An 18,512-nucleotide genomic window follows, 5' to 3' on the forward strand; every position below is an offset into this window, starting at 1 on the left:
ATGACTTTGCCTTTAACCGACCAACTGGTGCAGTGGCGTCGCGAACTGCATCAGCATCCGGAACTTTCGAATCATGAATTTGCCACCACGGAACGTATTACCCGCTGGCTGGAGCAGGCCGGGATCCGGCTGTTGCCGCTGGGGCTGAAAACCGGCGTCGTGGCAGAAATCGGTCATGGCGAACCCCTGATCGCCCTGCGCGCGGATATCGATGCGTTACCGATTGAAGAAACCACCGAACGCCCGTGGCGATCACAGCAGCCGGGCGTGATGCACGCCTGTGGTCACGACGTTCACAGCGCCGTGATGCTCGGCGTGGCGTTGCAGCTGAAACAGCAGGAAGACACGCTGCAAGGCCGGGTACGGATTCTGTTTCAGCCCGCTGAAGAGACCTTTAATGGCGCACGTCAACTGATTGATGCCGGTGCGCTGGAAGGCGTTCAGGCGATATTCGGCCTGCACAACGCGCCCGACCTGCCGCTGGGCACGCTGCGTAGTCGGGCGGGTGCGTTTTATGCCAACGTAGACCGCTTTGTTATCCGCATTGAGGGCAAAGGCGCCCATGCCGCACGACCGCAGGAGGGCATCGATTCGATTGTGATTGCCAGCCATATCGTAACGGCTCTGCAGACCCTGCCGAGCCGGGTATTCAGCTCGCTGGAAACGGTGGTGCTGAGCGTGACGCGCTTTACCGCCGGAAATACCTGGAACGTGCTGCCACAAAGCGTTGAGCTGGAGGGCACCGTGCGCACCCACAATGGCGAAATTCGGGCGCAGATCCCGCACCGCATGCGATCCCTGATTCAGGGTATTGCCGCCGGGTTTGGTGCGACCGCCGAACTGGAGTGGACTGAAGGACCGCCGGCCCTGATTAACACGCCAGGCTGGGTGGATGTTGCTCTGGACGTTGCCCAACAGAGTGGCTATCTCGCGGAGCACGTTGAGTCGCCGCAGATGGGCGGAGAAGATTTTGCCTTCTATCTGCAGCAGGTGCCGGGGGCGTTTGTCAGCATCGGCAGTGCCAGCGAGTTTGGTCTGCATCACGCCGCCTTCGATCCTGATGAAGCGTTAATTGGCCCGGCGGTGGACTACTTCACGCAGCTGGTGCCACGCGCGTTGCAGATTGTGGCGGCGCAATGACGAAAAAAAGGAGTGCTGCTATGTCAGTTCAGGTTCCACAACCGATTCTTGATCATGCTGTGATTAACGTGGCCGACCAGCTCGACAGCGCCAGCGCGCGCTTCCGAAGGCTCGGCTTTCAGCTCACTGAACGGGGTCATCACTCGCTGGGATCGAGTAATCACCTGGCTATTTTTGGTGAGAACTACCTGGAACTGCTGGGCTATGAGACGGGCAAAGGGAGCCAGCGCGCCGATCTCTGGCAATCGCCGCTGGGATTGAGCGGTCTGGTGTGGAAAAGCAGCGATGCAGAGAGTGAGTTTCAGCATCTGCAACGGCAGGATCTGGATGGCGATCCGCCAGCGGCTTTTCATCGTCCGGTTACCCTGCCCGACGGTTCGGTGAGTGAAGCGCACTTTAGGACCGTACGGATTCGCCCTTCGCTGGTACCCAATGGCCGCAGTTTTTTTTGCCAGCATCTGACGCCCGAAGTGGTATGGCAGCCGGCATGGCAGCGTCACCCCAATGGCGTGCGTAATATCAGTGAGTTTGTGATTGTCGCGCAGGATCCGGCGCTTTCAGCGCTGGTCTATAGCCGCCTGTTTGGGGCCGCTAAAGTGCTCGCCTGTCCCGAAGGCGCCTTTGTCCTGCGCGCGGGTGCTGCCACGGTTCGTTTTGCTTCGGCAGACTATGCGCAGCAGCGATTTGGCCCGCTGCCGGAAGACTATGATGGCAGCGCCCGGATGGTCGCGCTGGGTTTTGAGACGGATGATCTCGGCCTGGTTAAACGCGCGCTGGTGACGGGGGAAATTGCCTTTCATGAGCAGCCCGAGGCGATTGTGGTGGAGTCTTCAGAAGGTTTTAACCTGGCACTGCGGTTTACCTGAGTACAGATTCAGGAGGGGATGAAAAACGCCTCAACTGAGGCGTTTTTCACAGGCTTTACAACGACACAAATCAGAAGGTGTAGCTGGCGGTCACTGAGAAATTACGCGGTTCGCCGTAGACTACGGAGCTGGCCACGTTAGTGTCATACTCTTTGTCGAAGAGGTTATTGAGGTTGCCCTGCAGCGACAAATTTTTGTTCACCTGATAACGGGCGAAGAGATCAACCAGCGCATAGCTGCCCTGACGGGCACGCCAGGTGCCATTGCCTTCCGGGCCACCGACATCATTCCAGATATGTGTCTGCCAGTTCACACCGCCACCCAGCGTCAGCTGCTGCAACGTCGGCAGGCGATAGCTGCTGAACAGGTTAAAGCTGGTCTGCGGCAGTTGCGGGTTAAAGGTGCTGCCATCGCGGTTTTCCGCAATGTAGCGCGTGCCGCCCAGGGTCATCTGCCAGTTGTCGGTTAATGCGCCGTTGACTTCAAACTCCACGCCACGACTCACCACGCCTTTACGGCCAATGTACGCGGCATCACCTGACCCCTGAACCGTCTGAGTGGTTGCTTCACCGACATTATTCAGCTCGGTGCGGAACACCGAAATCGAGGTGGTGAAGCGACTATCCATCCAGTCAGATTTCAGGCCTGCCTCGTAGTTTTTGCCGATAACGGGCGACAGGAAAGCGCCGCTGGCATCGCGATAGTCCTGTGGCTGGAACACCGAGGTATAGCTGGCGTAAGCCGACCAGTTTTCAGCGAAGTCATAAATCAATCCGCCGTAAGGGGTGGTGTTATTTTCTTCCATTTCACCACCAGGCGTTTCACGGTTCCAGTTGGTGTAACGGGCACCGATAATCAGGTGCAGCGGATCGGCGAGCGACAGACGGGTCGCCATATAAGTCGATTTCTGGCGAACCAGTTGGGTATCGCTGGCTGGCAGACGCGGCGTCCAGGCCGATTCCGGATACTGACCGTTAAACTCGTTGTAGTTGCCCAGCGACTCCGATGAGATATTCTCAAAGGTACTGAAGTACTTGTTATCCTGGCGGGTGTAATTGACGCCGACCATCAGCTCATGCTGACGACCCAGCAATTCATAAGGACCGCTGGCGAAGGCATCAACGGCATCCACTTTACGTTTACCGGTGTTGTAACCGGTCCCGCCTACCACCGGATAGTTGGCATACGAAGAGACGCCCGCCCCGGTGTTACGATCGAAATAGCCATCAAGGTAGATCTGCTTACTGTCGAGGCGCATCTCGTTGTGCGCGCCGTTCAGCGTGATGTTCCAGCCGTTATCGAAGTCCTGTTTCAAATTCACAAAGACTTTACGGTTCTCTTTATCGTTGTAGGCCCAGTCAGGTGCGGTGTTGTAGCCGCGTCGGGTATGTATCTGCGTGCCGTCTGTGTACCAGCGCGGCGCGCCACCCCACATGGTGGAGTCCGTATTGACCTGGCTGAATTCATAGCCGACCGAAAGCGTGGCAGAGTCGGTCAGGTCAGCGTCAACCACGCCATAGATGAACTGTTTTTTGGCGCCATAGCGCTCTATGAAGCTGTTGTTATCCTGCCATCCCGCGATCAGCCGGCCACGAACATTGCCTGAGTCACTGAGCGGAGCCGAGAGATCGGCCACATAACGCTGCTTATTCCAGCTGCCGTAACTGGCGGAGACGGTGCCGCCGAACTCTTTGCTGTCGGCGTGTTTGCGCACCATATTGATGGCAGCTGATGGATTGCCCGGTCCGGTTAACAGACCGGTCGCTCCGCGCACCACTTCAACGCGCTCATAGAGCGCCATATCGGTCTGCGCATCACCCAGGTTCCAGCGAGCGGCAAAGGCAGTAGGGATACCATCGACCATGTAGTTGTCGATCATAAAGCCGCGCGCATAGTAGTTGGTGCGATCCATATCACCACTGATACCGCGAATACCGGTGGTATTTGCGAGCACATCATTCAGTGACTGGAGTTGCTGATCGGCCATACGCTGCTTACTGACGATGCTGACTGACTGCGGGACATCACGTACGGTGCCCAGCATTTTAGTGCCCGCACGGGTAACCGGTACGCTGTAATCAGTGGCGGGCGAAGCGGCTACGGCATCATCGGCTGACGCGCTGACCGTCATAGTCTGGTTATCGCTGGCAGCGGGTGCGCCGGTCTCTGCGGCATGAGCAGCGTTATGCGCCAGCGACGAGGCGACGATGACAGCCAGCAAGGAGAAGCGGAATGGACGTTGCAGAGCAGAAGTGTCCGTTGCCCTGGGGTGTTGAAGATCGAAAGCGTTCATTAATTCCTCAATTATCTTTATGTTTTTATGCTGCCACTGTCACGACCATGCTTCCTGCGGACATCGCTGCCCTGCTTATGGTTTGAGGAACCAGAAACCTTTCCCTGAGCGCCTGCGCGCGGGTGTGATGAACTTCTAAAACAAATGAGAAATATACGCATTGCGATTATCATTGCAAGATTTTGTTAGCAAACAATACGAATTTTTTCAGGGAATTGTCTGCGTGTGAAAGACGGCTGGAAGATGATAAAGACAGGGAGGCGTTTATAGGGTCAGCACGCCTGCTGACTTGTCAGAGCAACAGGGCTGCTGCATCATTATTTGTTAAAGATAAAATCCTGTAATGGCCGTTCATTGAACTGTAGTTGTCACTCCTGATGCCACAATATCTGCCTTAAATCTTTTATCACCTTATTTAACACCAGATATTGCAGGAATTCGTACGTGCGCAAAATTTCAATGCTTAAAGCGCTGATAACGACCACCGTTTTCAGTGTTTTTTCAGCCCACTCCGCCACACTTGTGGAGACCGTGAGTGCGGGCTGGGATAATTTCAGTGATAAAGTCGCCACAACCTGGCAGCAGCCTGAAGGTTACGACTTTTATCTGCCCGCGATTACCTGGCACAATCGGGCCACTTACGATCGTGAACATATCAATAAATATAATGAAAGACCCTGGGGCGCGGGCGGAGGTATCTCCCGCTACGATGAAAAAGGGAACTGGAACGGCATCTACTTAATGGCGTTTAAGGACTCCTTTAATAAATGGGAACCCTTTGGTGGCTATGGCTGGGTGGCAACCTGGCGTCCGCTGGCCGACCAGAATTTTCACTGGGGTGCGGGTTACACGGCGGGCTTTACCGCACGGCACAACTGGGATTATATTCCGGTGCCAGCGATACTGCCGCTGGCCTCTGTCGGCTATGGCGATCTCGATTTCCAGATGACCTATATTCCCGGCACCCATAACAACGGTAACGTCTATTTTGCCTGGCTGCGCTACCACTTCTGACAGTTGCCGATATAAGCGTTAGCGTGACATCGCCATGAGCGAGAGATCGTCCAGCGTGAGGGTTTCGCCATCATAGCGATGACGCAGCAGATGGTAGCTTTCGCATTCAATAATCTGCTCTACCGCGTCCGAAAAGATAGTCATGGCGCTGCGCATCTGACTCAGATAGTCATGGGTGTCATAGACCCGATCGATTCCTTCCAGCGCATGGTTCATGATTTTTCGGGCGACGTCATTAGGCGTGTCGAGCGCTGAGAGTTTTGAACGCGCAGTCCTGCGCAGATCGCGCGGGGTAAACGCCTCCAGTCCCAGCCCACGGGGAGCGCGGATTATCCGGCGAAGTGCCTGATTCAGCGCGCCTTTTGACAGCGGCTGTTGCGGATCGCGTGGCGCGGGCACCAGCCAGGGTGAGGCTGGTTCGGCGGCGCGCAGCAATGCTTCGATGCATTGACGCATCAGCGGTGAAATGGGCAGCACATGCTCCCGCTGCGATTTATTGCGCGTACCCTGCATCCACAATCCTAATTGCAGATCGAACTCCGCTTTCTGCGCCTGCACAATTTCATCCGGCCGCCGGGCGCTGACCAGGCATAAACGCAGCGCCCAGCGCGCCTGTTCCGAGAGTGCCCAGTTATCCAGCCCGTGCCAGAACACCCAGATTTCTGCATCGGTAAGTTGCCGACTGCGCGGCGGCGTAGCGCGACCCGCGACATCACGCTTTTTCATTGAAGCGATGGGTGAATGATCGAGATAGCCCTGCATCTCGGCCCAGGCAAGAAATTGTTTGGTCAGCGCGAACACCCGCCGCGCCTCCTCTTTTTTACCGTCGGCGATCAGAATGTTATAGAGCCGGTTAAGGCGTAAGCGGTTCAGCATTTTGAGTGGCTGCGAACCGATGTTCGGCAGGACATGTTTCAGCAATGAGGAGATGGCGATCTCAGGACGCCGCCGACTGATCAGCAGCGAGAGTTTTACCCAGACCTTCATCACCTGCTCTACCGAGCCTTCATCGCCAAAATTATCCAGCTCGCTGAGTGAAGCCTTTTTAACCTGCTCCAGCCAGATCAGTACATGGCGGCCTACGTGGGCTGAACGCGCAGGGATCTGTGTCAGATCTGGGGTCACATTTATACCTGTTTGTCACTGCAGAGCGGGCCATTCTATCCATTGTTTATCTATGACTCCAGACCTAATAAGTCTGGAGTCATAAAGACGCGTTATGATGAAATCTGAGGAAGTTTTCGGGTGATACCCAACAAGTAAAACTAACGTCACTTCTCCCTTCTGGTCATGGTTATGGCGAATAAATAGCCCATTGTTATGGAATGTAAAGGTGGCTTACCGCGATATACAATGATAACTATTATCATTATCATACGCATTTGCTTACATGCCTTAATACTTCAGGGAGATTTTCTAAGTGAATGTAACCATGCGTGTCCATAAGCGCCCTGTGGCGCTACTGCTGGCCGGTTTATTGAGTACCTCTGCTAACGGCGCTAATCAGGAAGAGACAGAAAAGCTGGCTGATGATGAGACGATGCTGGTCACCGCTGAACAGGAGCTGAAACAGCAGCCTGGCGTTTCGGTGATCACCTCGCAGGACATTGAGAAAAACCCGCCGGTCAACGACCTTTCCGACATTATCCGTAAAATGCCAGGCGTTAACCTTACCGGCAACAGCGCCAACGGCGTACGCGGCAACAATCGTCAGATCGATATTCGCGGCATGGGGCCGGAAAATACGCTGATTCTGATTGATGGTGTGCCGACCACCTCGCGCAATTCGGTTCGTTATAGCTGGCGTGGCGAGCGCGATTCCCGCGGTGACTCAAACTGGGTACCACCAGAGATGGTTGAACGGATTGAAGTGATTCGTGGACCGGCGGCAGCGCGTTACGGTTCCGGCGCGGCTGGTGGCGTAGTTAATATCATTACCAAACGCCCGACCAATGACTGGAGCGGATCGCTGTCGCTCTACACTAACCAGCCGGAAGATGATAAAGAAGGCGCAACCCGCCGCGCTAACTTTAACCTGAGTGGTCCGCTGGCGGGCGATGCTCTGACCATGCGGCTCTATGGCAACATCAACAAAACCGACAGCGATGCTTTCGACATTAACCAGTCGCACAATGGCTCCGGCGCCGCCGGTCGCGAAGGCGTTCGCAATAAAGACATCAACAGTGTGCTGTCGTGGAAGATTACGCCATTACAGGTGCTGGATTTCAGTTACGGATACAGCCGTCAGGGCAACATTTACACCGGGGATACCCAGTACAGCAACGGTGCCGGTAATGCCTTGATCGAATCTCTCGATGGTTCAGAAACCAACCGTCTGTATCGTCAGACCTGGGGCCTTGCGCATAATGGCATCTGGGACTGGGGACAATCTAAGCTCACCTTTAACTATGAAAAAACCAATAACACCCGCCTGAATGAAGGCACGGCGGGTGCGGGTGAAGGCCGGATCAACAGCAACACGTTCTCAACCAGTCGCTTTGAAAGTTACCGGGCAGGAGGCGAAGTCAGCTTCCCGCTGGAACTGTTGCGTGAACAGACCGTTACGCTGGGAGCCGAGTGGAACCGTGATGAGCTGAACGATCCAAATTCAATGAACGGCACCAGTGCGGCTGGCGTATCCATCGACGGTGTCAGTGGTGATGCGGGCAGCCGCAACAGTAAAAACAGCGCAACGCTGAGCTCACTCTATTTTGAAGATAATATTGCTGCGACCGATAGCACTGAAGTCATCCCCGGTCTGCGTTTTGATTATCACGACACCTTTGGGGCGAACTGGAGTCCGTCGCTCAATATTTCTCAGGCTCTGGGAGAAAGTTTTACCCTGAAAGCGGGTATCGCCCGTGCGTTTAAAGCCCCTAACCTTTATCAGTCCAGCGAAGGCTATTTACTGGCGACGCGGGGAAATGGCTGTCCGATCAACGTTACCCGTGGCAGTTGTTATCTGCTGGGTAATGAAAATCTCGATCCTGAAGTCAGCGTAAATAAAGAGCTGGGTATCGAGTTCAGTCAGGATGGCTATATTGCGGGTATCACCTGGTTCCGCAATGACTATAAAAACAAAATCGTCTCAGGGACGGAAGTATTGGGTTACGCCTCAAATGGCAACAATATCCTGCAATGGAGTAACGGCGGCAAAGCGGTAGTCGAAGGTCTGGAAGGCAATTTCACTATCCCGCTGGTCAGTGACGAGCTGGAGTGGCGGACTAACGCAACTTATATGATCGAGTCGAAGGATAAAAAGACCGGCAATCCGCTGTCGATTATTCCTGAATACACGATCAATACAATGCTGGACTGGCAGGTGACGCAGGATTTCTCCACTAATCTGAACTGGACGATGTATGGCCGTCAGAAACCACGCCAGTATGCGGAATCCCGCACAGAAAACAATTCAATGTCGAATCGCGAAGTTGGTGCTTATTCAGTATTTGGGATCAATTTTAATTATGACATCACCAAAAATCTGCGTGCCAATGCCGGGATTAATAACCTGCTGGATAAACAGCTATATCGCGAGGCTGATGGCGCATCGACCTATAACGAACCGGGACGCGCTTATTATGCCGGGCTGACAATGTCCTTCTGATCTGCAGCAGCGCTTCCCGGTGGAGGCGCTGTTTTATCTTCATCGACTAACCTCCGGTTTACACTCTCCCCGTTTTATCTTCTCAATGCTGATCTCTGGCTGCCGCTTAACGAGCCGGAAAGTATCTGACTCACGGGTATGGCATTAAATACTTACATTCCCTCTGGAAAGCGTAACGACAGGTAACTAATGTCGTGATTCCTGTATCCCGGCCAGCGAAACACCCCAGAGTGCGGCTATGCTCTGTCGGGTTCAACCTGCAACTATAACTAACTATCAGGATATTAAGTGATGAAAAAATTATCAGTTATCGTTATTGCTACCGGACTGTTTTTGTCGGTGAATTTACAGGCTAATGCCCAGGGCTGTCTTAAGGGAGCCGCAGTAGGCGGCGTCGCAGGTCATGTTGCTCATCATAGTGTGGCCGGTGCCGCAGCGGGCTGCGCAGTCGGTCATCATATGGCGAAGAAAAAACAGAAAGAGGCTGAGCAAAATCAGCAGTCTCAAAAATAAGCTGAGGTTGTAGCACCGATGTAAATCAACTGATTACCGGGCATTGATGATGTCCGGTGATCGCTGAGTGATAACTATTCTGAGTCTGTTGCATCGCTAAAGTACGGCGCATTAAGGGCAGCCGGTTATGGTAATTATGTTTATTTGAACTCGATGTCTTTAAAGGTGCAGTGATTTAGGTGAGTGACCAGAAATTTGAATAAGGTACGCCTATTTTTAATTCAGACAGTGGAAAACGCCTTTTAAAAAAACGTCCTTTATCGACCCATCCGCACAATGCCATACCATCTGCATATTCAATTACCACCATTATTCTTCTTCTTTTTCTTCGCCGAACAATGGTGCCCACTTCAATCATGCGGATGCCTTAATTGCACTATTGCCGGTTACGTCATGGTTGTCTGAAAGTATCGTTCTGACAATGAAGTCATTACTTTTTCTCAGATCTCCAATCGCTGGCTGGAGTTTTCCATATATCCGCATACCTTCCAGCATCATGAAAATGCTTTGAGCCATGACTCGCGCATCTTCATCCTGGCGAAATACCCGCTGATCCTGGCCTCTTTTTAAGATGTTCTCTATCTCGTTAATTAAATGGTTAAATTTAAAGGAAACTTTCCCTTTGACCTCTTCGTCTCCGGGTAAAAGCTCACTGGCTGCCGCAATAGTAAAGCACCCTTTCTCTCCGGCAGGAGCAGATGATAACTGAGCCACAAATTCGAGCGTTTCTCGCAATGCAGCTTCTGGCGACATTTCTGCATTTCGATTCACTGTCCTTGAAATGCCTTCATCCATATATCGCTGCAAAGCAGCCAGGTAAATAGCACGCTTATCGGGATAAAGTTTATAGATGCTGGCACTTGCAAGACCTGATGCTTTCATAAGATCAGCCATAGACGTTGCCTGATATCCCTTCTGCCAGAAGCATTCAAGTGCGGTGTTGAGGAACGTCTCTGGATCGAATTCTCTGGGTCTGCCTGCTGATGCTTTCATGAGGTTCTCCTGTTTTGAAGATTGATTGTAGATCGATCAATCTACAATTAAAAGGCTTTATCTAAACCTTGTGTTAAAAGTCATGCTTTTTGCCTGGTAAAATTTAATGCTGAGTCAGTGGACAGGCACAGGTGAGTCATTGGCCGCCTTCTGGCGGCGGCAGGCAAATACTTATAATGGGATTACAGTCTGGACCTGATGCTGAAAAACGTAGGGATCTGATAGCAACTCATATTGTTCATCATCCGGATAGGTAACGGCAATCTGATACTGGTCGCCTGCAAAGGCTTTGATGGCTTCTAAATCTTTCCAGTACGTCGCAAGGAAGAAATGCTCCCATTCGCCCTGCGTTTCTCTGCGTACATAGGCTCCCAGATTCCCTGGCGTCGCTTCTGAATGTTCAACACCAGTCTCCTGCAAGTGAGTTGCAAAGCCTTCAGCGTGCCTGGCCGGTACGCATCCGTGCCATGTTCTTACAATCATGTTGCTATCCTCATGTTGTTGAAGAGTTTAACCATAACATGACAATGCAGGAACAACGATTCGTTCTCTGGGGATGGAGAATGGGATGTTACTGCGTAACGGCCAGTTAAAGATTCTCATGCAATAAAAAATGCCGGAGCTCAGTTGTCACTTCTTCTGGTGCTTCTTCAGCCATATGGTGACCGCTGGCTATCGCTTTACCCCGAACATGTGGTGCCCAGGATTTCCAGATGCCCAATACGTCGCCGTAAATATCTTCCAGATCATCATATTTTGACCATAAACAAAGCGTCGGGCATTCAATCAATCGCCCATTCTGACGATCATAAAGCTCATGCTCTTTGTCTATAGTAAGACCGGCACGATAATCCTCGATCATCCCATGTACAGTCTGCGGATCGTGTATAGCTCGTCTGAATTCAATGTATTCATCATTCCCCATTGTTTCGGGCTGGCCTCCATACCACTTGTCCGGATCGGCTAAAATTGCCATTTCGGGTTTTTCAGGCTGAGCGAAGAAGAACCAGTGATACCACTGTCGGGCAAACTTCTCATTACACCGGTTGAGCGCTTCAAGTATGGGTATACAATCCAGTACAGCTAGTCGTGTAATTCTCTCAGGGTAATCAAGTGCGGCCCTATATGCTGTATAGCTACCTCTGTCATGTCCCACCAGCGCGAATTGATCAAAACCTAACTGGCTCATCAACTCAATACAATCTTTCGCTTTATCTCGCTTAGAAGAACCAGCATGATTGGGCTCATCAGCAGGTTTAGATGAGCGGCCAAATCCTCTTAAATCGGGACAAACAACGGTAAAAGATTCGGCAAGTTGCGGGGCCACCTTTGACCAGGTTACGTGGGTGCGGGGGTGTCCATGCAACAGCAAAACCGGAGGGCCATTACCTCCATAGCGAACATTTAGCACTGCTTCAGAAAGTCTGACTTGTGTATGAGTAAATCCCTCAAACATTTTTTTATACCCGCGCCATGGATTTATAAAAATTATAGGCTGAAGTCAGCTGATGTATCTTTATTACAACGGCTTAATACTGTGAAGACCGAATCAATTCAACCAACTCCGGGATACTCGTTTGTGTTAAAACAATGTTTCAAGGCAACCAGGACTGAAACATGACGGAGCAGAAATGAGAACGCAGAAGCGATGTATGGGTTATGTGGCCATCGTGGTTGATGACTATGATCGGGCAATTGAGTATTACACCGAAAAGCTGGGTTTTACCCTTGTTGAGGATACACCGCAGCCAGGTAAACGCTGGGTTGTAGTTACACCTGACCCTGAAAGCGACTGCAATCTTCTTCTGGCTCGCGCTTCAAATGACAGACAGGAAGGTTTTATCGGCAATCAGTGCGGCGGAAGAGTATTCCTTTTTCTGCAGACGGATGACTTCTGGAGAGACTACAAAGCCATGAAATCGAAAGGCGTTACATTCTCCCAGGAGCCTCGTGAAGAGGAGTACGGAACCGTGGTGGTTTTTGAAGATCTGTACGGCAACCGCTGGGACCTTTATCAGAACAGGCAGAATTAAACACCAAAGCCAGTTGTGTATCAGGCATTCAGATGAACAATCAAAGCACGAACCCTGCAGGGATATTTCAGATCAGCGGGGAGTTTTTTGCAGCATCCCCTGAGCACTCTGCTGTCAGTTAAGCGCTCGCAAGCAACCGAGCGCGTCTGATAACAGACTTACTTTCCTCACCAGCTATAACCTTCAGATCCGCCAATCAGTTTCGCTAATCCAGCGATCTATCCGATATTTTTAGCTGCGCCCTGGCATTATAAAAACGACGATAGGATAAATAGACAGCAATGATCGTTGACAGACTGGCGGTCCCTATTAGCATAAACGTGACCATAATCTGATACTTAATCGCCTTGAGCGGATCTATTCCGGCGAAAATCAGTCCGGACATCATCCCTGGCAGGCTGACCAGTCCGACAGTTTTGGCAGCGTCCACCGTCGGCATCATGGCTGTACGAATGCTGTCGGCAATGATGCGGCCCGATGCCAGCTTCACCGATGCGCCAAGGCTCAGCATCTCCATAATTTTCTGCTGGTTGTCGCTGAAGCGCTGGTTCAGGTTGCTGTAACAGAGCCCTACTGCGACCATGGCATTACCGGCGATCATGCCCGTGATGGGGATGACCTGCATCGGAACAAACGCTATCGCCCCGCTCAGCACCAGAATCGTCAGCGTGATAACGGTGCCACTAAAAATAGCGACAAACGATATCGTAAAGGCGTTATCAATATTTCGACCGCGTTTACGGGCGTTGACCGCGGCATTAACGCAGATAAACAGCACCATCAGTACCGTCAGCCAGCTGTTATTAACATCGAATATAGACTTTAATACAAAGCCGACAATGACCAGCTGAATTATCGCCCGGGATACACTCCAGAGAATATCTTTGCTCATGCCGAGCTTTTCTTTCTGGCTGATAAGCAGCGCTATAGCCACCAGCGTCAGTGACAGTAACAGCGAGGTGTCACTGATATTATGCTGATTCACGTTTATTCTCCTTTTCTGGCGTCTCAAGCCGAAGCACCTGCTCAGCCTGCTGGATATCGTTAACGTCATGGCTAATCCGCACCACGGCTACCTTTTCTTCAGCTGCGATCCGGTTAATCAGTGAAAGTACTGACAGTCTGTTCTCTTCATCAAGGGCGCTGGTGACTTCATCCAGCAACAGCACCTCAGGCATAAACTGCAGATTGCGCAGTAGTCCGACACGCTGCTTTTCTCCGCCTGAAAGTTGTTCAACAGGTTTATTCAGCATATCAGGAGAGAGATTTACGCTTTCCAGCGCAGCAACAAGTTTGTCCCGCCGAGGTTTCTGACGCCGAATCTGCCATGGCAGCGCCAGGTTGTCATATACCGTCTGACCAAACAGTTGCGGCGTCTGAAAACAGTACGAGACCTGCTGTCGATAGGCCTCTGCTCTCAGCGTGGTGATATCACTGTTCCTGAAAAAAAGTTGCCCGGAGGTGGGGGTAATCAGCGAAGCAAGGATTTTGAGGAAGGTGCTTTTTCCGCTTCCGGATGGACCGGTCAGCAAGACGCAATCACCCTGATATAACTGCAGGGAGACCGGTTTCAGTAGCTGACGATCCCCGACTGAAAAAGCGACATCCTGCACATCCAGCAGGGGTGAAACTCTGTCCATATTTACGCCTCAGGACCTGACAAAATGAGTGTTGGCATTATAAAAAAAAGCAGGAGTTACCCTTCACAGGCAGATTACCGGTACTGCATGTTGCAGCGCACTCAAACTGCTGGCGTGGGCGCGGCAAGGCAAATGTACATCAGGCTAGTAAATATAAGGCATTTAATTGCGGCTATGCATCTTCTGAGTAAAGAAATCAGTGTATGAAAGTATCCGCCAGACAAAACTCAATACGATCCTGCGCGAGGAACGTGGCAGGCAGCGGGTTTGGATCAGAGTGGCAGACACGCTGCCACCCGATAATTATTTATTTTTCCAGCTGGTAGAGACCGGGTTGGTAACGGTGTTTTTTTCCTGAGTATAGGTGCCGTTCTGCTGCGCAATGGCTTCACCGGTATCCACAATGGCATTCTGAATAAAGACGTTCTGCTTGTCACCTCTGATAAAAGTTAACTGATGAAAAGCCGTTTTATTGCCCCAGTCAGCAGAAGGCAGAGAGATAAAACGCACGGTGAAAGTTTCATCATCAAACCTGCCCTGCATGACGTAAACACCGTAGTGGTTTTCGCCCTGAGAAATGATTTTATAGGTACCGTTGTCGTAATAATAAATCTCCGCATCCGGAAACGGCTTTTTGTCATACATTTTTCGGTAGTGCAGCACCTGTTTGATGGTGGGCTGGCCGAAGCTGACGGTGAGGTTTTTACCATCTGCCGACGTCGTCAGACCTTCAGCGTGAACACTGCTCATCAGCATTAACAGACTTGTAGCGGCCATTGCGGTTGCTTTCACTCTCTTTCTCCTCAGCGGATTATGGGGACAACAAGCGTATAAGACCCCAGAACTTACACGGTGGTGAGTATCTGTTGAAGAGGCAGATAACACATTATTACACAATGTTATAATCACGCCCTGTAACCTGGCGACTTGAGCCGTAGTTGACCGGGTTGCCCGATATCGAAAGCGCTCGGATGCAGAAGGAAGCGGTTATCGCATTGAAAATAAAAAATAAACGCCAGGCTGACGTTTAAAGTTCGCCAGTGACGCTTAATGCCGCAACGCGGTGGAAAGCTGTTTAACTGCTTAAACGAATATCGGTCTGCTGCCGGCCGCTATAACAATACGGCGCAGACCGATCTTTCGCTGGCAAATCCGGGCTGAATCCTGCTCTTTTACAGAAAATCAGGCACTAAGCGCAGACAGCCCAGGGCAAGGGGAACGTTTATTTCAGCGGTTCCGGCAGCGTTACGATCCACAACTCGCTGTCCGACTCCGGTTTCTTCAGCGGCTTCACGCCGATCGTCGTTGCAACCGGCTTACCCTCTACAGTAAGTTCCCCCTTTTCGTTCAGCCGATAATCCTTGCGCTTCTTACCTTCCACAGGATTTTGCATGACCGTTTTCACGCCGAAGTCATTGTCATTGGCGACCGCCAGGGTTTTACTGTCTATCAGCGCCAGTCCTTCGGCCTTCTCCTGCTGCCAGCCGAGTTGACGTAAATCGACCACCAGCGTTTTAGCTGCGAGCTTAATGCCTCGCTGCGCCAGCGCTTTCTCGTTGTCAGCCTCCGGATACTCACCAGGCTTATCGAATGCGGCAAGATCTGTAGCCGCACTGAGGTCCACCTTATAGATGAGGTTGCGCATCGCGTCGTTTTTATCGCTGCCTTGTTCAATCAAGAGAATATGCTGATTATCGAGCGCCACGATATCGCCAATTTTGGCGTCGCTGTTTTTACTATAAGCCTGGCTGTCGATAGGATATCCATACATCGCGGTTTTCCCGGTCGCCGGATCGAAGCTCACCAGGCGGGTAAAGCGCGCCTGCTTTTTACTTTTACCGTTGATATCCAGCGTACTCTGCACCGCGGCGATGATGCGCCCGTCCGGCATACGGGTAAGCCCTTCAAAACCACGATTAGGCTGACGCCACTTAAGAATATTAGGCAGTCCGCCCGCAATGGATTTTTCCCCTGCCATGGCCTGCGGCCCGTGAATCGCCAGAATCTTGCCGCGTTGATCAACGTTAATCAGAAACGGGCCATATTCGTCGCACAACCAGTACCCGCCCTTCCCGTCCGGCGTAATGCCTTCCGTATCCAGACCACGGTTATCGCCCTTCAGCACTTTCAGTGTGTCGCTTAACGCGACTTCATTGGTTGAGCCGATGACACCATCCTGTAGCGGCAATCCGTTAATATTGCCCTTGTCGTCATGTAGTGGTCTGGCATCCGTGGCTTCTGCTTTGCCGTTCTGCACCTGAATATTCATCAGCAGCGGAGCGAAATCTGGCGTGACGAAAATTTTTGACTCATGTTTGCCCACATCGGGTGAGTCGGCATTCGGCCCACGATCGGTGACGGTCGCGAAGGTGAGCGCATCCCCCTGCTTACCGGTAAACAGCAAACCGGAGCCGATTCCCACCGGCAAACCATCCGGAAACGCACTGGCGAACGCGCCGCTGTAGCTCACGCGCGTACCTTCCGGAAAACTGACGATATAGTGCTCAGCCTGAGGTTGCGCCGCAAGACCAGAAAACGAGAGCGCACAACTGATAACCAAAGAAATCGTTTTTATTTTCATAATATTAAATCCATGAGAGAAAGCTGACAGCGTAAAGGCAATAAATGACAGGAAAATGATATGTGCGGTAAAAACGGACTGCTAACAGATTGATTTTTCCGCCGTTAGGGCGCCGGTTGATGAGGTGGTGAACGTAGAGTGTACGTTGCCTTGTGCACAACGCTGTCTCCTCAGTGCCAGGATCTGACATTGGCAGAAAAATGATTTTTATTCATCACCCTATTGCTATCATTATGCACTTCCGGATGTGAACCACAGATGAGAAAGCTTGCGGGCTACTTACTATCCAGATATTTGCTCTGAGGTGCTGAGTAACTCCCAGAGCAAGTTCGCGTAATGAAATGTGAACCCACTCCGGGAGAATTTTCATAGGTTGAAACTGCGAACTGAACTGATGTTCTGGTTAGAGTAAATCAGAGACAGGCCGTCGTATCTCTTCACCAGAACATCCCTGTATTTACCTGTAGTAAGTGTTCATCAATGTGTGATGTTTATTGTTCAGGCGATTTTTCTATGCCGCTAGCAGAATTACTTATTCGCATCTGAAGACGAGAAATGTGTCCGGTGATATCTGCCGTTCTTTCCGCTAATCCCCGGATCGCACTGGCGATAACAGAAAATCCACGGCCATGTACACCTGCCCTCGCGGCTTCGATACTGGCGTTCAGTGAAATGAGTTTGATCTGCGCAGCAATAATCCCGTTTTCAGAGACGAGTTCGGCAATTTCTTTTGCGGTTTCGGCGGTCTGAATGTTTCGCCTGACTTCGCTTTCCTCATGTCGGCCACGGTCTTTACGGCCCTGAATATCAATAAGCGCGCCGACGGCACGCAAAGGGGTACCATCAGGTGCACGTTTAGTCTGCCCGCGGGCCTGAAACCACCGGTATTCACCACTTCGCAGTTTAAGACGATATTCAATATCAAAACCGGTTTTACCACTGAAGTCCATCAGGTGGTTGACGAAAGCATCGAGCGCATTCTGTTTGTCATCCGGGTGAAGGCGTGATGCCCAGCTGTCCATCACATCAGGGAACTCTTCAATGGTTTCAAAACCCAGCAGCTTCCTGAACTGCGGTGACCACCAGAATACGTTATCGGGATTCAGGGGATTTCCGCCAATAATATCCAGATCCCAGAGGCCGTCATTAAGCATTTCGCGCGACAGGTCAAAACGGGTGGAGACAATATCAAACTTGCGGGACTGTGACGTTTCTTCTTCTGTATTCTCTATAACGGCAACCAGGCGCGGTGGCGTAAATTCACGACTGTATGATGCACGAATGCAAAACCACTGAAAGGTATTTGCGCCAGTTTTTATCAGGCAGCGTAACAGCTTTTCATCACCGCTATGTTTGAGTGTATGACTTATCAAACCTTTGAACGCTTCCCGGAAATCCGCATGGATCATCTGGATCAGCGAAGAGAGCCCGACCTCCTTCTGCAGAGGCAATCCCATAAGCTGGCGTGCTTCAGGTGAAACAAATGCAGGCGCGTCACTTTTAAGATCGGTCGTCTCAACATACCAATAGCCTTTCTGGCTGAGGTTCATAATACATTTCAGCAGCGTGGCATCACTATGATCCACATCCATCGTTTCATCGATAAATTTCTCAGCGATATCCATCGTTGTCGGCTCTTTGGCGGACTGTTTCCGGAATAAATTCAGCATTATTTCTCCTGGTGAGCATATACAGGCATAAAAATATGCCTGAAAGGGTTATCGGCAGAACTTTCTGGATATTCAGTTAAAGGTCGCTGGTTTGAATTAATACTGTAACAAGATGCTATAGATAGCTCGCCAGCGACAACTACCGGAGCTGAGGTGATGGAT

The 18,512-nt window shown here is 51.3% G+C and carries 17 protein-coding genes; 6 read left to right on the forward strand and 11 right to left on the reverse strand.

Annotation, left to right across the window (positions count from 1 at the left end):
* Window positions 1–1,140 (forward strand): amidohydrolase, encoded by a 1,140-nt coding sequence (locus OK409_RS20345; protein ID WP_062758891.1) that lies wholly within the window; start codon window positions 1–3, stop codon window positions 1,138–1,140.
* 20 nt (window positions 1,141–1,160) lie between these two features.
* Window positions 1,161–2,006 (forward strand): VOC family protein, encoded by an 846-nt coding sequence (locus OK409_RS20350; RefSeq protein ID WP_264367417.1) that lies wholly within the window; start codon window positions 1,161–1,163, stop codon window positions 2,004–2,006.
* Window positions 2,007–2,076: 70 nt separating this feature from the next.
* Here OK409_RS20350 and fhuE read toward each other — a convergent pair whose 3' ends face one another.
* The gene (gene fhuE, locus OK409_RS20355) at window positions 2,077–4,299 is read right to left on the reverse strand and encodes a ferric-rhodotorulic acid/ferric-coprogen receptor FhuE (RefSeq protein ID WP_264367418.1); all 2,223 of its coding nucleotides are present in this window, start codon (window positions 4,297–4,299) and stop codon (window positions 2,077–2,079) included.
* A 444-nt stretch (window positions 4,300–4,743) separates the two neighbouring features.
* Here fhuE and pagP point away from each other — a divergent pair, with 444 nt between their 5' ends.
* Window positions 4,744–5,313 carry a lipid IV(A) palmitoyltransferase PagP gene (pagP, locus tag OK409_RS20360; protein WP_033760546.1) on the forward strand — a complete coding sequence of 190 codons (570 nt, stop codon included), beginning with the start codon at window positions 4,744–4,746 and terminating at the stop codon, window positions 5,311–5,313.
* Between the two features lie 18 nt (window positions 5,314–5,331).
* Here the strand turns inward: pagP and OK409_RS20365 are convergent, their stop codons facing one another.
* Entirely contained in the window at window positions 5,332–6,438 is a 1,107-nt protein-coding gene (locus OK409_RS20365; protein ID WP_264367419.1) for a tyrosine-type recombinase/integrase, read from the reverse strand.
* A 307-nt stretch (window positions 6,439–6,745) separates the two neighbouring features.
* Between OK409_RS20365 and OK409_RS20370 the strand changes: the two genes are divergently transcribed.
* Window positions 6,746–8,920: a TonB-dependent siderophore receptor gene (locus OK409_RS20370; protein WP_264367514.1), complete on the forward strand. Its 2,175-nt coding sequence runs from the start codon at window positions 6,746–6,748 to the stop codon at window positions 8,918–8,920.
* Window positions 8,921–9,211: 291 nt separating this feature from the next.
* The gene (locus OK409_RS20375) at window positions 9,212–9,433 is read left to right on the forward strand and encodes a hypothetical protein (protein ID WP_264367515.1); all 222 of its coding nucleotides are present in this window, start codon (window positions 9,212–9,214) and stop codon (window positions 9,431–9,433) included.
* A 175-nt stretch (window positions 9,434–9,608) separates the two neighbouring features.
* Here OK409_RS20375 and OK409_RS20380 read toward each other — a convergent pair whose 3' ends face one another.
* The 4 genes from OK409_RS20380 to OK409_RS20395 form a co-directional block, all read right to left on the reverse strand.
* A complete protein-coding gene (locus OK409_RS20380) occupies window positions 9,609–9,791 on the reverse strand; it encodes a hypothetical protein (protein WP_071778610.1) in 183 nt (60 codons plus the stop codon).
* On the reverse strand, window positions 9,788–10,426 hold the full coding sequence (locus OK409_RS20385; RefSeq protein ID WP_250489051.1) for a TetR/AcrR family transcriptional regulator: 639 nt from the start codon (window positions 10,424–10,426) through the stop codon (window positions 9,788–9,790). The genes OK409_RS20380 and OK409_RS20385 overlap by 4 nt, the downstream gene beginning before the upstream one ends.
* A gap of 171 nt (window positions 10,427–10,597) precedes the next feature.
* Window positions 10,598–10,909, reverse strand: coding sequence for an antibiotic biosynthesis monooxygenase (locus OK409_RS20390; RefSeq protein WP_264367420.1), 312 nt, complete (start codon window positions 10,907–10,909; stop codon window positions 10,598–10,600).
* Between the two features lie 106 nt (window positions 10,910–11,015).
* Window positions 11,016–11,882, reverse strand: a complete 867-nt coding sequence (locus OK409_RS20395; protein ID WP_264367421.1) for an alpha/beta fold hydrolase — start codon at window positions 11,880–11,882, stop codon at window positions 11,016–11,018.
* 175 nt (window positions 11,883–12,057) lie between these two features.
* On the opposite strand from OK409_RS20395, the gene OK409_RS20400 reads away from it, so the two are divergent.
* Window positions 12,058–12,459 carry a VOC family protein gene (locus tag OK409_RS20400; protein ID WP_010247037.1) on the forward strand — a complete coding sequence of 134 codons (402 nt, stop codon included), beginning with the start codon at window positions 12,058–12,060 and terminating at the stop codon, window positions 12,457–12,459.
* A gap of 205 nt (window positions 12,460–12,664) precedes the next feature.
* On the opposite strand, the gene fetB is transcribed toward OK409_RS20400, so the two are convergent.
* The 5 genes from fetB to OK409_RS22505 all read right to left on the reverse strand — a co-directional run bounded on the left by fetB (window position 12,665) and on the right by OK409_RS22505 (window position 18,350).
* A complete protein-coding gene (fetB, locus tag OK409_RS20405) occupies window positions 12,665–13,444 on the reverse strand; it encodes an iron efflux ABC transporter permease subunit FetB (RefSeq protein WP_264367422.1) in 780 nt (259 codons plus the stop codon).
* Window positions 13,431–14,099: an iron efflux ABC transporter ATP-binding subunit FetA gene (fetA, locus tag OK409_RS20410; RefSeq protein ID WP_264367423.1), complete on the reverse strand. Its 669-nt coding sequence runs from the start codon at window positions 14,097–14,099 to the stop codon at window positions 13,431–13,433. The genes fetB and fetA overlap by 14 nt, the downstream gene beginning before the upstream one ends.
* Before the next feature lie 303 nt (window positions 14,100–14,402).
* On the reverse strand, window positions 14,403–14,891 hold the full coding sequence (locus tag OK409_RS20415; protein WP_264367424.1) for a hypothetical protein: 489 nt from the start codon (window positions 14,889–14,891) through the stop codon (window positions 14,403–14,405).
* 430 nt (window positions 14,892–15,321) lie between these two features.
* Window positions 15,322–16,680: an esterase-like activity of phytase family protein gene (locus tag OK409_RS20420; protein ID WP_264367425.1), complete on the reverse strand. Its 1,359-nt coding sequence runs from the start codon at window positions 16,678–16,680 to the stop codon at window positions 15,322–15,324.
* Between the two features lie 491 nt (window positions 16,681–17,171).
* Window positions 17,172–18,350, reverse strand: coding sequence for a PAS domain-containing protein (locus OK409_RS22505; RefSeq protein WP_158149862.1), 1,179 nt, complete (start codon window positions 18,348–18,350; stop codon window positions 17,172–17,174).
* Window positions 18,351–18,512 lie beyond the last annotated feature (162 nt).

Origin of the sequence: Pantoea sp. RG18, assembly GCF_025910075.1 — a bacterium.
GTDB lineage: Bacteria > Pseudomonadota > Gammaproteobacteria > Enterobacterales > Enterobacteriaceae > Pantoea > Pantoea agglomerans.